The organism is Methylorubrum podarium, assembly GCF_022179745.1.
Taxonomy (GTDB): domain Bacteria; phylum Pseudomonadota; class Alphaproteobacteria; order Rhizobiales; family Beijerinckiaceae; genus Methylobacterium; species Methylobacterium podarium.
Map to the genome: position 1 here is coordinate 1 of NZ_BPRD01000464.1, position 13,727 is coordinate 13,727.

11 protein-coding genes are annotated in these 13,727 nt (G+C 71.6%); 8 read left to right on the forward strand and 3 right to left on the reverse strand.

Annotated elements, in window-relative coordinates:
• Window positions 1-183: 183 nt before the first annotated feature.
• Window positions 184-1,227, forward strand: a complete 1,044-nt coding sequence (locus MFF42_RS20815) for an alginate O-acetyltransferase AlgX-related protein (protein WP_238257448.1) — start codon at window positions 184-186, stop codon at window positions 1,225-1,227.
• Here the strand turns inward: MFF42_RS20815 and MFF42_RS20820 are convergent.
• The gene (locus tag MFF42_RS20820; protein ID WP_238257449.1) at window positions 1,136-2,041 is read right to left on the reverse strand and encodes a YihY/virulence factor BrkB family protein; all 906 of its coding nucleotides are present in this window, start codon (window positions 2,039-2,041) and stop codon (window positions 1,136-1,138) included. The genes MFF42_RS20815 and MFF42_RS20820 overlap by 92 nt on opposite strands.
• A 154-nt stretch (window positions 2,042-2,195) precedes the next feature.
• On the opposite strand from MFF42_RS20820, the gene MFF42_RS20825 reads away from it, so the two are divergent.
• The 3 genes from MFF42_RS20825 (at window position 2,196) to MFF42_RS20835 (ending at window position 7,504) form a co-directional block, all read left to right on the forward strand.
• Window positions 2,196-3,086, forward strand: coding sequence for a DMT family transporter (locus tag MFF42_RS20825; protein WP_238257450.1), 891 nt, complete (start codon window positions 2,196-2,198; stop codon window positions 3,084-3,086).
• A gap of 170 nt (window positions 3,087-3,256) precedes the next feature.
• Entirely contained in the window at window positions 3,257-4,945 is a 1,689-nt protein-coding gene (locus MFF42_RS20830) for an acyl-CoA dehydrogenase family protein (RefSeq protein WP_238257451.1), read from the forward strand.
• A gap of 147 nt (window positions 4,946-5,092) precedes the next feature.
• Window positions 5,093-7,504 carry a putative bifunctional diguanylate cyclase/phosphodiesterase gene (locus MFF42_RS20835; protein WP_238257452.1) on the forward strand — a complete coding sequence of 804 codons (2,412 nt, stop codon included), beginning with the start codon at window positions 5,093-5,095 and terminating at the stop codon, window positions 7,502-7,504.
• Between the two features lie 33 nt (window positions 7,505-7,537).
• Here the strand turns inward: MFF42_RS20835 and MFF42_RS20840 are convergent, their stop codons facing one another.
• Window positions 7,538-7,714, reverse strand: coding sequence for a hypothetical protein (locus tag MFF42_RS20840; RefSeq protein WP_238257453.1), 177 nt, complete (start codon window positions 7,712-7,714; stop codon window positions 7,538-7,540).
• Window positions 7,715-7,819: 105 nt separating this feature from the next.
• A complete protein-coding gene (locus MFF42_RS20845; protein ID WP_238257454.1) occupies window positions 7,820-9,094 on the reverse strand; it encodes a glycosyltransferase family 4 protein in 1,275 nt (424 codons plus the stop codon).
• A gap of 219 nt (window positions 9,095-9,313) precedes the next feature.
• On the opposite strand from MFF42_RS20845, the gene MFF42_RS20850 reads away from it, so the two are divergent.
• The 4 genes from MFF42_RS20850 to MFF42_RS20865 form a co-directional block, all read left to right on the forward strand.
• A complete protein-coding gene (locus MFF42_RS20850) occupies window positions 9,314-10,609 on the forward strand; it encodes a glycosyltransferase (RefSeq protein WP_238257455.1) in 1,296 nt (431 codons plus the stop codon).
• 248 nt (window positions 10,610-10,857) lie between these two features.
• Window positions 10,858-11,211: a phasin gene (locus tag MFF42_RS20855; protein WP_238257456.1), complete on the forward strand. Its 354-nt coding sequence runs from the start codon at window positions 10,858-10,860 to the stop codon at window positions 11,209-11,211.
• Window positions 11,212-11,402: 191 nt separating this feature from the next.
• The gene (locus MFF42_RS20860) at window positions 11,403-12,137 is read left to right on the forward strand and encodes a phasin family protein (RefSeq protein ID WP_238257457.1); all 735 of its coding nucleotides are present in this window, start codon (window positions 11,403-11,405) and stop codon (window positions 12,135-12,137) included.
• 196 nt (window positions 12,138-12,333) lie between these two features.
• Window positions 12,334-13,727 (forward strand): DegQ family serine endoprotease (locus MFF42_RS20865; RefSeq protein ID WP_238257458.1); only part of this gene is annotated, 1,394 nt, incomplete at its 3' end.

The window sequence follows — 13,727 nt, forward strand, 5'->3', positions numbered from 1 at the left end:
GGGAGCGCCGCTTCCGGAAAGACCTTTGCCGGCCCCTCTCCCGCCCGCTCCGCGGGCACCCTCCCCCACCCAAGTCGGGCAGACCCGACTTGGGACGATGCTTGTGGATCTCGGGCAAGCCCGAGATCCAGCGGGGGGAGGGTTTTTCTGGCGGGCGGTCCGCCGCACCGCTAAAACCACGCGATGACCCCCGCCCCCGATCCGGCCGCCGACGTCTACGAGGGCCGGGACGGCGAGCTCTTCCTGATCCGCGGCAACAACCGGGTGCTGGAGCAGTACGGCCGGCCGGGCGTCGCGCGGGCGACGCTGTGGCGCTGGCGCCGGATCATCGCGACGCGCGTGCGGCGCTGCGCCCGGCTCGGCGCCACCTATCTTCACGCCCTCGCGCCGGAAAAGCTCACCGTCTACCCCGAGCGGGCCGAGGGGCTCGCCTTCGACCCCGGCCGCGCCCCGTCCTTGAGACTCGCGCGCTGGCTCACCGCCTCGCCGGGCGCCCGCGCCTGGGTCGATCTCGCGGGCGCGTTCCGGGCGGAGCGGGACGGGCCGCCGCTCTATCTGCGCACCGACACCCACTGGACGCATCATGGCTGCGCCCTGGCCTACCGCACGATCCTGGCGCGGATGGGCGTGCCCCCGCGCGACGACATCGAGACCCGGCGCGACCCGACGCCCCTCCCCTTCTCGGGCGATCTCGGCCGCAAGTTCGCGCCCCACCGCACGGAGCTCGCGGAGGGCACCGCGCTGGCGAGCGCGGCCCGGCGCGTCCACGCCAACGCGCTCCTCCTGGAGATGGAGGCGCTCGGGCGCGGGGGCGACGCCCATCTCGGCACCCACGCGGTGTTCCGCAACGACGACGCCGGAGCCGATCCGCGCCGCCTCGTGATCTTCGGCGATTCCTACGCGCAGCACACCGCCCACAGCCCCGTCGCGACCCTGACCGCGCTCTTCGCCGACACCTTCCGCGAGGTGCATTTCCTGTGGTCGACGGGGATCGACTGGCACTACCTCGAAACGGTCCGTCCCGATTTCGTCCTCGGCGAGATGGCCGAGCGCTTCGTGATCGACGTGCCGCCCCCCAACATCCGGATCGAGCGGCTCGCGGACCTCGCCCGCGAGCGCAAGCTCATGGAACCGATCACGGCAGCGGATTCGCTGCCGTCACCCCCGCAGCCTCCGCCTGACGCGCCCGCATCCGCGCCTGAAGCCGCTGACGCCGCGCCGCGATGACCGTGCCGTTCACCTCGCCGCCGAACAGGAACATCGCCGCGAGCCAGTAGAGGAACACCAGGAAGATCATCGCGGTGGCGAGGCCGCCATAGGTCGAGGCGTAGGCGTTCGAGAAGCGGTCGAGGTAGTAGCCGAAGCCGAGCCCGGCGAGGAACCACAGGCCCATGGTCACGGCGATGCCCGGCAGCACCGACAGGACCGGACGGCGCCCGGCGGCGACGAATTTGTGGGCGATCACCAGCACCAAGGCGATCAGGAAGGCGGTGACGCCGATGCGGCCGATGGCGACGGTGAGCCCCAGCGGCTCCAGCCCCGGCGCGACGAAGACGAGCTGGCGCCAGATCAGCGGCCCCAGGACCACGAGGAGCGCGAAGGCCAGCATCGAGAAGGCGCCGCAGACGACGTAGCCGATCGATTCGAGCCGGGTGAGCCACCACGGCCGCATCTCGCGGATGCCGTAGGCGCGGTTGAGCCCGACCCGCAGGGATTCCACCCCCGAGGAGGAGAAGTAGAGCGCCAGCAGCGCGCCGATCGTCAGCACGCCGCCGCGCTGCTCGGTGAGCAGGCGATGCACCTCGCCGACGATCGGTTTGGCGACCTCCCGCGGCACCGCGTCGAAGATCAGCGTGCCGGCCTCGTCCGCGAGCGACTTGGTGCCGATCAGGCCGGCGAGCGCCGCCAGCAGGATCAGGAACGGGAACAGCGAGGTCAGCATCGACAGCGCGATGTGGCTCGCGATCGCCCAGCCGTCATGGGCGACGAAGCGCTGCGCGGCCAGCCCCGTCACGTCGAGGATTTTTTTTAGGCGGCTCAAGGGGCTGGACCGGCGTCTTCTGGCTGAGTCGGGTCGGGCCGCTCCATACGGGCCATCGGGCGGTGCGCGTCAATCTCGGCCGCCGCGGGAGCATGGCCGCCTTCCGGTTTTCCCGATTGCCATCCGATCCCCCGCGTGCTGCCTGCCGGGCGCCATGTCGAGCCTTGCCTCCAGCCTGATCCCCGCCGCCTTCGTGCTGATCTGGGCGAGCGGCTTCGTCGCCGCGCGCTACGTCGCGCCCTACGCCGAGCCGCTGGCCTTCGTCGCTCTGCGTCTGGCCCTCGTGGCAGTGGTGCTGGCCGGCATCGCCTTCGTCCTTCGCGCCCGCTGGCCGCGGAGCCGCGCCGGCTGGCGCGACGGCATGGTCGCGGGCGTGCTGATGCAGGGCATCTACGTGGCCGGGGTGTTCTGGTCGGTGCATCGCGGCCTGCCCGCGGGCATCGCGGCCCTGGTCGGCAGCCTGCAGCCGCTCCTGACCGCGGCCGTGTCGCAGCCGCTGCTCGGCGAGCGGGTCGGGCCGCGGCGCTGGGCCGGCATCGGGCTCGGCTTCGTCGGGACGGGACTGGTGCTCGGGCCGAAGCTCGGCGCCGTCGATGCCGCCGGCATTCCGCCCGCCGCGCTGGCCGTCTCGCTCGCCGCCATGCTGGCGATGACCGCCGGCACGCTGTGGCAGAAGCGGAAAGGCGCCGGCGCCGACCTCGTCACCAATGCCTGCCTGCAATTCGTCGGCGGCACCGCCTTCGCGGTCCCGCTCGCCCTCGTCGCCGGCGAGACGCATCTGGACCCGAGCCTGCCGCTCGGCCTCGGCATGGCGTGGTCGGTCCTCGTCAACTCGGTCGGCGGCATCCTCCTGCTGCTGGCGCTGATCCGGCGCGGCGCGGTGGCCGGCGTCGCCTCGCTGCTCTTCCTCGTGCCGCCGGTCTCGGCGGTGATCGCCTACCTCATGTTCGGCGAGACGCTGACCCCGATCCAGATCGCGGGCATGGCGGTCGCGGCCGGCGGCGTCGGGCTGGCGAGTGGTCCTCAAACCCGTTCAACTCGGTGAATCGTATGATGAATTCAGCCTAAAGACGGGGGATGCGGCGATGAGAAACCACTATTGTGCCGGCGATCCAGCCTATAAAGGAACCATCAGACCGCTTTCCTTGTAACCGCGCTCCGTGACGCCGAACCGGCACCCATTTCGGCTCGGAGCGCTTCGGAAGAGAGACCCACATGGCAGCTTCCCCCGCCGTCCGGCCCGCCAACGACCCGACCGATTTCGTCGCCCTGGCCAAGGATGCCGCCGCGGGCGCCAAGGCCCTCGTCGCCGAGGCGACCGCCCGCGTGAAGGCGCGGGTGACGGGCTCCGAGGGCAAGCTCGACGCGGGGGCGCTGGAGCGCGAGCAGCACGCCGCCCACGGCCTGTCCTGGCTCGCCACCTACGGCGAGGCGGTGCGCGAACTCGCCGACTACGCCGCGCGGCTGCAGGGCGAAGGGACCTTCGGCGAGACCGAGGCGCTGCTCGTGAAGATCGGCGTCGGCGAGTACCTCGACCAGATGTTCGGCGGCATCCCGATGAGCCAGGGCGAGATCGTCCGCCCGACCGCGCTCGGCTTCACCAGCGCCGAACTCGCGTCCCTGCGCACGCCGGCCATCGACGCCGCGATCGCCGAGGGCAACACGCCGGCCAACCGCGCCGCGCTGGTGGCCAGGATCCGCGAGGCCACGACCTCGGGGGCGGCCACGATCGGCCACTCGGGCCTCGACGAGGACATGGAGGCGATCCGCTCCGAGATGCGCCGCTTCGGCAAGGCCGAGGTGGTGGAGCAGGCGCAAGGTTGGCACCTCGAGAACGCCTACATCCCGATGCCGATCATCGAGAAGATGGCCGAACTCGGCGTGTTCGGCCTCACCATCCCCGAGGAATACGGCGGCATGGGCATGCCCAAGGCCGCGATGTGCGTGGTCTCGGAGGAACTGTCCCGCGCCTATATCGGCGTCGGCTCGCTCGGCACCCGCTCGGAGATCGCCGCCGAGCTGATCCTGTGCGGCGGCACCGAGGAGCAGAAGAACCGCTTCCTGCCGCGTATCGCGTCGGGCGAGATCCTGCCGACCGCCGTCTTCACCGAGCCGAACACCGGCTCCGACCTCGCCTCGCTCCGCACCAAGGCGGTGAAGGAGGGCGACGTCTGGAAGATCACGGGCAACAAGACCTGGATCACCCACCCCGTGCGCGCCGACATCATGACCGTGCTCGTGCGGACCAAGCCGGAGGAGAAGGGCCATCGCGGCCTCTCCATGCTGATCGCCGAGAAGCCGCGCGGCTCGGACGAGAACCCCTTCCCCGTCGACGGCCTGTCCGGCGGCGAGATCGAGGTGCTCGGCTACCGCGGCATGAAGGAGTACGAACTCTCCTTCGAGGGCTTTTCCGTGCCCGCCGCCAACCTGCTGGGCGAGGTCGAGGGCAAGGGCTTCGCCCAGCTGATGCAGACCTTCGAATCGGCCCGCATCCAGACCGCGGCCCGCGCCATCGGCGTGGCCCAGTCGGCCCTTGATATCGGCCTGCGCTACGCCGAGGAGCGGGTGCAGTTCGGCAAGGCGCTGGTCGAGTTCCCGCGCGTCGCCGACAAGCTCGCGATGATGGCGGTGGAGATCAACATCGCCCGCCAGCTCACCTACTTCTCCGCTCGCGAGAAGGACGAGGGCAAGCGCTGCGACCTCGAGGCCGGCATGGCGAAGCTGCTCGGCGCCCGCGTCGCCTGGGCGGCGGCCGACAACGCCCTGCAGATCCACGGCGGCAACGGCTTCGCGCTGGAATACTCGATCAGCCGCGTGCTGTGCGACGCGCGCATCCTCTCGATCTTCGAGGGCGCCGCCGAGATCCAGGCCCAGGTCATCGCCCGGCGCCTGCTGGAGCAGTGACCAAGACTTGTCCCCACCTCGACCGGACTTGTGCTGGTCGAGGGTGGGATGCGTCTTCCGTCCGGTGCGAATAGCCGGCTCATATACTTTCCCTCAACGGACTCTGTTTTAGGCCGTGGTCCGATCTCCTCGGAGCACGGCCTTCGCTTGTCCATCCCGTCATCAGACGCGCACGCCGCCGCGCTGATCCAGCACTGGCGCAGCTGCCGGACCCGCCCGGGGGCGATGCCGAGCTACGATGCCGTCGTCCTCGGCCGACTCGGCCGTCTGGCCGACCGCTTCGCCCTGATCGCCACCCGCGACGGCCGGGCCGAGCGGATCCTGTGGGGCGGTCCGGGGTTCCGCGACTGGATCGAGGACGAGATCCACGACAGGCCGCTCGCCGAGATCCCCGACGAGATCCGCCGGCCGATCGAGGAGATCGGTGTCGCCGCCCTGCGCACCGGCGAGCCGGCGGGCGCGCGCTGCGACCGCATCACCGACGGCGTCGTCACCACCTGGAGTCTCGTCGGGGTCCCCCTCGCCAACGGCAGCGGATCCCCCCTCCTCCTCGTCCACGTCGATCGCAACGGCGTGCGCACCGAGCTGATGCAGGCGATGTTCGGCGCCACCGGCCAGGGGCTGATGGCCCTCGGCGCCATCCGCGATGCCGACGGCGCGGTCGCGGATTTCAAGATCGTCGCCCTGAACCAGGGCGCCGCCGAGATCTTCGGACGGCCGGTCCCGAGCCTGCAATGGCAGCGGCTCGGCGATCTCGTTCCCGTGCGGCTCGGCGTGACCCAGCGGCTGTCGGGCGTCCTGGGATGCGCCGACCGGGCGGTGTTCGAACTCGCCACGCCGCGGACCGACGGGACGGTGCTCCACCTCAAGGTGGAGGCACGGGCCATCGGCGACCTCATCGCCGTCGCCATGACCGATGTCGGCGACATCAAGGCGCGCGAGGCCTCGTTCCGCTTCCTGTTTGAGAGCAACCCGCTGCCGATGTGGCTGGTCGATCAGGAAACCGCCCGTTTCGTCGCGGTGAACGAGGCGGCGATCGCCCATTACGGCTACAGCCGCGAGGCCTTCCTGGCCCGGAGCCTGCCGGACCTGTCGGAGGCCGGCGCCTGCGGCTTCGCCCGCGACGGCCGCCTGCACCGTCACCTCCGGGCCGACGGCTCGTGGATCGAGGTGACGCTGTTCGAGCGCAGCCTCGCCTTCGAGGGGCGCCCGACCCTCCTCGGCGCGGCCATCGACGTCACCGAGCAGCGCCGTGCCGAGGCTCGCATCACCCACATGGCCCACCACGACGCGCTGACGGGCCTGCCGAACCGGACGCTGTTCGCGGTGCGCCTCACCGAGGCGATCGCCGAGCAGGCCCGCACCGGCGCGGGCGCCGCCCTGCTCTGCCTCGACCTCGACAAGTTCAAGCTCGTCAACGACACCCTCGGCCATCCCGCGGGCGATGCCCTGCTGCGGACGGTGGCGGAGCGGATCACGGCCTGCCTGCGGGCGGAGGATCTGGTCGCCCGGCTCGGCGGCGACGAGTTCGCGGTGCTGCTGCGCGATCCCGATCCCGCGACCGTGGCGGCCATCGCCAACCGGATCGTCGAGGCGCTGTCGCGCCCGGTCCGGCTCGGCGGCCGGGAATGCCAGATCGGCGTGAGCATCGGCATCGCGCGCCTGCCCGAGCACGGAACGGATTCCGACACGCTGCTGCGCAACGCCGACCTCGCCCTCTACCGGGCGAAGGCCGATGGCGGCAGCGTCGCCCACGGCTTCGAGGCGGCGATGGACAGCTGGGCCCGGTCCCGGCGGCGGCGGGAGACCGACCTGCACGAGGCCTTCGCCCGGGGCGATCTCGCCCTGGCCTTCCAACCGGTCGTCGGCGTCCGCTCGCGGGCGATCGTGGGGTTCGAAGCCCTGCTGCGCTGGCACCACCCCGTCGAGGGGGCGATCTCACCGGCCGAGTTCGTGCCGCTCGCCGAGGAATCGGGTCTGATCGTGCCGATTGGCGCCTGGGTCCTGCGGCAGGCCTGCGCCGAGGCCAGCCTGTGGGTCGATCCGGTTCGCGTTGCGGTGAACCTCTCGCCGGTCCAGTTTCGCGATCCCGGCCTCGTGGCGACGGTGCGCGAGGCGCTCGCCCTGTCCGGGCTCGCGCCGCACCGCCTCGAACTGGAGGTCACCGAATCGGTGCTGCTCGCCGCCAGCGAGGCCAACGTAGCGACGCTGCACGCCCTGCGGGATCTCGGCGTGCGGATCGCGATGGACGATTTCGGAACGGGCTACTGCTCGCTGAGCTACCTGCAGAAGTTTCCCTTCGACAAGATCAAGATCGACCGCTCCTTCGTCAGCCAGCTTGGCGAGAACGCGCACTCGACGGCGATCGTGCGGGCAGTGATCGGCCTCGGCGCGAGCCTCGGCATCGTCACCGTGGCCGAGGGCGTCGAGACCGAGGCCCAGTTCGCGCATCTGCGGGAAGAAGGCTGCGAGGAGGTGCAGGGCTACCTGTTCGGCCGCCCGGCACCCGCCGCGCAGGCCGGTGCGCTGATCCGGCGCAAACCGGACCTCGCGGCGTGAGCCGGATGGGCGGGCCGATCGCCCGCCCGGCCCCTACTTCGTGATCTTCACCGAGACCGGATCGCTCGACGGAAAGGTCTCCTCCAGCGCCTCGTCGAGACGCTCGTCCTTCTCATCCTTCCGGTTCTCGGCGAGCGAGCGGTCGCCCTTGCCATCCTGCTGGACGCCCTTGGGCTTGGTCTCGTCGGTCGGTTGCGTCTTGTCGGACAAAGGGGCACCTCGCGGGTCTGTCGCCATGCGCCGCCATGCGGTTCTGGTCATGCGGCTCCGATGCGGACCAACGCGGGCGCGGCCGTCCTGGTTCGTGGCGACGCGTCAGGGCCCGGCGGGCGCGGCACCGCGCAGGCCCGGCCGCTCGGTGGGGTGGGGAACGGGGCGGGCCTCGCGCATCACGAGGCCGTAGACCTGCTCCAGCCGGTCGAGATGCACGTCCACGCTGAGCGGCGCCGACCAGTAACGCTCGTAGGCGCGCTCGGCCATGCGGGCGGCGAGCCCGTCGTCCGACAGCCGGGTCAGGTGGGCGGCGAGCGCGCCGGCATCGCCCGAGCGGAACCAGAACCCGTTCTCGCCGTCCTCCACCGCCTCGCGCCCGGCGCAGGCGTCGGAGACGATGACCGGGCAGCCGCAGGCGAGCGCCTCGTAGACGGTGAGCGGCTGGCCCTCGTACCAGATGCTCGGGAAGATCAGCGCCCGGGCCCGCCGCATCAGCGCCTGCACCTCCGGCCCGGTCTTCCAGCCGAGCATCACCGCCTCGGGGTAGCGGACCTTCAGCTCCGCCGCGCTCGGCCCGTCGCCGACGAAGACCGGGCGGATGCCGGCCCGCCGGGCGGCCTCGGCGAAGATCGGCGCGCCCTTCTCCGTCGAGATGCGGCCGACGAACAGGAAGTCGCCGCCGCCGTCCCGCTCCGGCGGCTGCCGCTCGACGGAGATCGGGTTGTCGATCCGGTGGAACACCGTGCGCGGGGGCAGCAGCGGCGCGATCACCCGCTCCTGGAGCGCGCTGATCGTGACCACGTGGCGGAACAGGCCCGGCAGGCCGGCGACGTGCTCCAGGCCGAGATGGCGCACCACCCGCAGCAGCTTGCGCGGATAGGAGCGCGCATCGCAGTTCGTGGTGAGGCAGGCCGCCGACATCGGCGTGCGGTGACAGATCCGGTCGGCGGGATACTCGTAGAAGCCGCCATTGGGGCAGACGAGGAAGAACTCGTGCATCGTGTAGAGGCACGGCAGGCCCGAGCGACGGATCGCCGGGCCGATCGAGGGCGAGAGCGCCTTGGCGAAGGCGTGGACGTGGACCAGCGTGTCGCGGGGATCGCACAGCGTCAGCTCCGCTTCGAGGCGGGCGGCGGCGCGGGCGTTCCAGATCGCCTGGGCGGCGAAGGCGAGCTTGTTGGTGGTGGAGGCGATGTCGTCCTGCCCGAGGCAGATCACCCGCGCCCCGCAGGCGGCGAGCCGGGGATCGACCGGGCCGACCGCGGCGAAGACCGTGACCCGGTGCCCGCGCTGCCGCAGGCCCACGGCCGAATCGAGCGCGACCTTGGCCTGGCCGCCATTGATGTGGGCATGGTCGAGAACGAGGACGACGTGCACGGCGGCTCCTGGTTCTTCCCGGCGCGTCGTCGCTGTCAGAGGCCGGCAGTCAGCTTTTCGACGGTCCGCTCACATTTACCGGCAAGCAGTTGATCGCCCGTAAACCTTGAGCGCGGATGTTGGCCGCGTCGTTGCGGCCGGATCTTCGGAGCGTCGTCCTTGTCCGACAGTCGGATCATCGTTCGGGACGACGCGCCCAGCTCGGCGCGGGACGCATCCATGCACGTGGTGATCCTCGCCGAATTCGCCGCCGCCAGCGGAGGCGCCGAGAAGGTCGCGGTGGAATCCGCCCGCGCGCTGGCGGAGGCCGGCGCGGAGGTCACCTACATCCAGGCGATCAGCGGGCCGGTCGATCCCCTGCTCGACCATCCGCGCATCGACCGGCTCGACCTCGGCCTGCCGGACGTCTGGTCGCTGCCGGCGTGGCGCGGCGCCGCGTCGGGGATCTGGAACGGCGAGGCCGCCGCGCGCCTCTCCGCGGCGCTCGACGGCCTGCCGCGCGCGCCCGACTGCCTCCACCTGCACCAGTGGACCCGCGCGCTCTCGCCCGCCGTGCTGCCGGTGCTGCTCGGCCGCGGCGTTCCGGTGGTGCTGACGCTGCACGATTACGCCCTCGCCTGCCCGAACGGCGTCGATTACCGCTTCGACCGGGCCGAGCCCTGCGCGCTCACCCCGCTCTCCGGCGCCTGCCTCGCGGCGCCCTGCGACCCGAAGAGCCGGCTGCACAAGCTGGTGCGGGTCGGCCGCGCCGCCTCCCTGCGGCTGGCGCTGAGACAGGCCGAGCTCGACGTCGTCCATGTCTGCGACGGCAGCCGGGCGCGGATGGAGGGACGGCTCGGCGCCCTGCGCGTGCGGCACCACCGCATCGACAACCCCGTGCGGGTCGAGCAGGGGGTGCCGGCGGAGCCGGCCACCGGTGATGCCGTCGTCTACGTCGGCCGTCTCACCCCGGAGAAGGGCGCGGACCTCGTCGCCGAGGCCGCGCGCTCGGCCGGGCTGCCCGCGCTCTTCATCGGGGCCGGACCGCTGGAGGCGCGCCTGCGGGCGGAGGGCGCGGAGGTGCTCGGCTGGCGCAGCCCGGAGGCGGTCGCGGCGATCCTGCGCGACCGGGCGCGGGCGGTCTGCGCGCCCTCGCGCTGGCTCGAGACTGGGCCGCTCACCGTCTACGAGGCGCTGGCTCAGGGCATTCCCGCCGTCGCCTCGCGGCGCTCCGGTGCCGCAGAGAAGGTCGTGGACGGCGAGACCGGCTTCGTCGTGGAGCCCGAGGCCGCGGCGCTGGCCGCCGCGTTCCGGGCCCTCAAGGACGACGCGCTGACCGCCCGTCTCGGCCGGACCGCCTTCGACCGGTACTGGCAGGCGCCGCTGACGCTCGCCGCCCATGCCCGATCCCTGCTGGCGCTCTACGGCCGGCTCGAAAGGGAATACATTATGCGGCAGTGCGGCATAACCCGCGCCGCCGCCGACTCCGTGCCGGCCCATCCGCGCGGTGCCACCCTTGGCAAGGAGCATTTTTGATCATTATAATGCCGGTCACGCCGCCGCTCGCAGATCCTCTTCTGGCGGGATCAGAGGCGGAATTTTGATTTGTCACAGAAACATACCGTGCTCCTGAACTCGTGCGATCAGTTCACGCCGGCCGTCTGAAACGGTCCTTGACTTTTATGTTGCACCGCAACATATGAGCTGCGGGCCGGTTCGCCGCGGGGAGGCCTCTGAGGCTCCCCGAAACCGAAATCTCCCGGTCCGTCTGACAGGAGAGACAGATGAGCACCCAGAGCTTCGAGATCCCCGCCGAGTTCCGCGATTTCGCCGACAAGAGCGTCGATCAGGCCCGCAACGCTTTCGGCACGTTCCTGAACGGTGCGGTGAAGACCTCCGAGCAGCTCCGGAACTCGGCCTCGACCGTCCAGTCGACGCTGCACGCGGCGGTGCTCAAGAGCCTCGACCACGCGAAGACCAACGCCGACACCACCTTCGACTACGCGCAGCGCGTCGTGCGCGCGAAGGACCCGCGCGAGGCCTTCGAGATCCAGTCCGAGTTCTTCAAGACCCAGTTCGCCGCGCTCCAGGCCCAGGCCAAGGAGTACGGTGCCCTCGCTCAGAGCGCCGCCCGCTAATCCGGCTCGGCTTCGGGCCGCGGCGTCCCAGGCGCCCCGGCCCGTCGCGGGGCACGAGGGTCCGAATCCGCGCCCTGCGGGCTCGGCACACCCCGTGCTCCGACGCTATGCTCCGTCGCAGCGCGCCGGCCGGTCCCGCGATCGCCCCGGATTCGCGCTGAGGTCGAGGGTTTCGAACGAGGAGAAGGCCCATGTCGTCGAGCCGCCGCAAGGGACGCCCGCCCGGAGCACCCGCCACCCCCAAGCCGCCGACCGTCACCGCGCCGCAAGCCGAGGTTGCCGAGGCGCTGCTGGCCGAGACTCCGGCCGAAACGGGCCATGACGACAAGGGTCATGACGACAAGAGCCCGGCCCCCGAAGCCGACGCGCCGGCCATCCCGGCCGTAGAGGCCGCCGAGACGTTCGAATCATCCGCCGAATCCGCCCCGGCCGAGGCACAGGCCGCCGAGGGTGACCGGCCGGCCGAGCATCCGGCCCTGGACGCCGTGGAAGCTGTCGCCGCCGAGGCGGAGGAGGCGCCCGCTCCGGAGCCGGTCGCGCGGGAGACGGTCGAGGCGGCCGAGACGACGAACGAGACGCTCGCGCAGACGCTCGCCGAGACCGCGCTGCTGCCGGCTCTCGCCGAGGCAGAGCCGGCCGAGGGCGCTCAGCCGAAGCCGCAGACCGTCCGCATCGGCGCGAGCTTCGCCTTCGTGCCGACGCTCGCGCCCCTCACCGAGATCAACGCGAAGCTGTTCGCCTTCGCCCGCGGCGAGGGCGAGGCGGCCATCGCCCACATCCAGGCGCTCGCCCGGGCCAAATCCCCGGCGGAGGCGATCCGGCTCCAGGTGTCGGAGATGCAGCGCGCGGCCGACGCCTCGCTGACCTGCTTCAGCGAGATCGTGCGTAGTGCCAACCGCCTGAACGACAGCGCCCGCTGGCACTGAGACCGGCGGCCCTAGCCTAAGGGAATCGGGGCGGTCGCCTGTCGGGCGGCTGCCTTTTTTTCGTCCGGCAGCGACAAGGCCGCGCCCGCCGAGCGGCCGGGTGATGCGGGCGAGACCGGCGCCCCGGCCCCTCGCCCGCCAACGTTGCAGGGTCTACATAGCCCGCACCGCTCCAGCGACCTCCGGGAGACCCCGCATGCCCTCCTCGCCGCTTCTGCCGGCCTGCCTCGTATCCGCGCTGCTCCTCGCCGCCGCGCCCGTCGGCGCGCAGATGGCGAACACGCCCGCCAAGCCCGCGCCGGAGAAGGCCACGTCTGACAAGTCTTCGGACAAGTCGTCGGACAAGGCGGTGCCCCTGTCGAAGGGCGAGATCCAGCTCTCTTTCGCGCCCGTGGTGAAGCGGGCGGCACCCTCGGTCGTCAACGTCTACGCCTCGCATGTCGAGAAGCGCTCGGCGCGCTCCAACGCCATGGAGGAGTTCATGCGGCGCTTCTTCGGCGAGGACCGGCCGGGCCGCGGCCCCGGCGGCATGCCCGGCGAGCGGGCGCAGCGCTCCCTCGGCTCGGGCGTGATCGTCGATGCCTCGGGCCTCGTCATCACCAACAACCACGTCATCGAGAACATGAACGAGGTGAAGGTGGCGCTCGCCGACAAGCGCGAGTTCGAGGCGCAGTTCGTGCTGCGCGATCCCCGCACCGACCTCGCCGTGCTCAAGATCAAGAGCCCCGCCGACATCGCGCCGATGCCGATCGGCGATTCCGACCACCTCGAGGTCGGCGATTTCGTGATGGCGATCGGCAACCCCTTCGGCGTCGGGCAGACGGTGACGCAGGGCATCGTCTCGGCGCTCGCCCGCACCCAGGTCGGCTCGTCGGACTACCAGTTCTTCATCCAGACCGACGCGGCGATCAATCCGGGCAATTCCGGCGGCGCGCTGGTGGACCTCAAGGGGCATCTCGTCGGCATCAACACCGCGATCTACTCGCAGTCCGGCGGCAGCCACGGCATCGGCTTCGCCATCCCGGCCAGCATGGTCCGCGCGGTGGTGGAGACCGCCAAGAACGGCGGCAGCCTCGTGCGCCGGCCCTGGCTCGGCGCCCGGGTGCAGACGGTGACGCCCGACATCGCCGAGAGCGTCGGGCTCGACCGGCCGACCGGCGTGCTGGTCGCGAGCATGCAGGCCAAGAGCCCCGCCGAGGAGGCGGGCCTCAAGCGCGGCGACGTGATCCTCTCGGTCGATGGCCAGACCGTCGATGACCCGGAGGCCTTCGGCTACCGCTACGCCCTGAAGGGCATCTCCGGCACGGCCGATCTCGGCATCCTGCGCGGCAGCAAGCGGCAGACGATCCCGGTCAAGCTCGGCCCCGCGCCGGAGACGCGCCCCCGCGACAGCCTCAAGGTCCGCACCCGCACGCCGTTCGCGGGCGCGACCTTCGTCAACACCTCGCCCGCGGTGAGCGAGGAGCTGCAGGCGGACCTGCCGGACGAGGGCGTGGCGGTGACCGCCGTCGAGGACGGCTCGCTCGCGGGCCGGGCGGGCTTCCGCAAGGGCGACGTGATCGTCGCCGTCAACGGCATGCCGATCGCCTC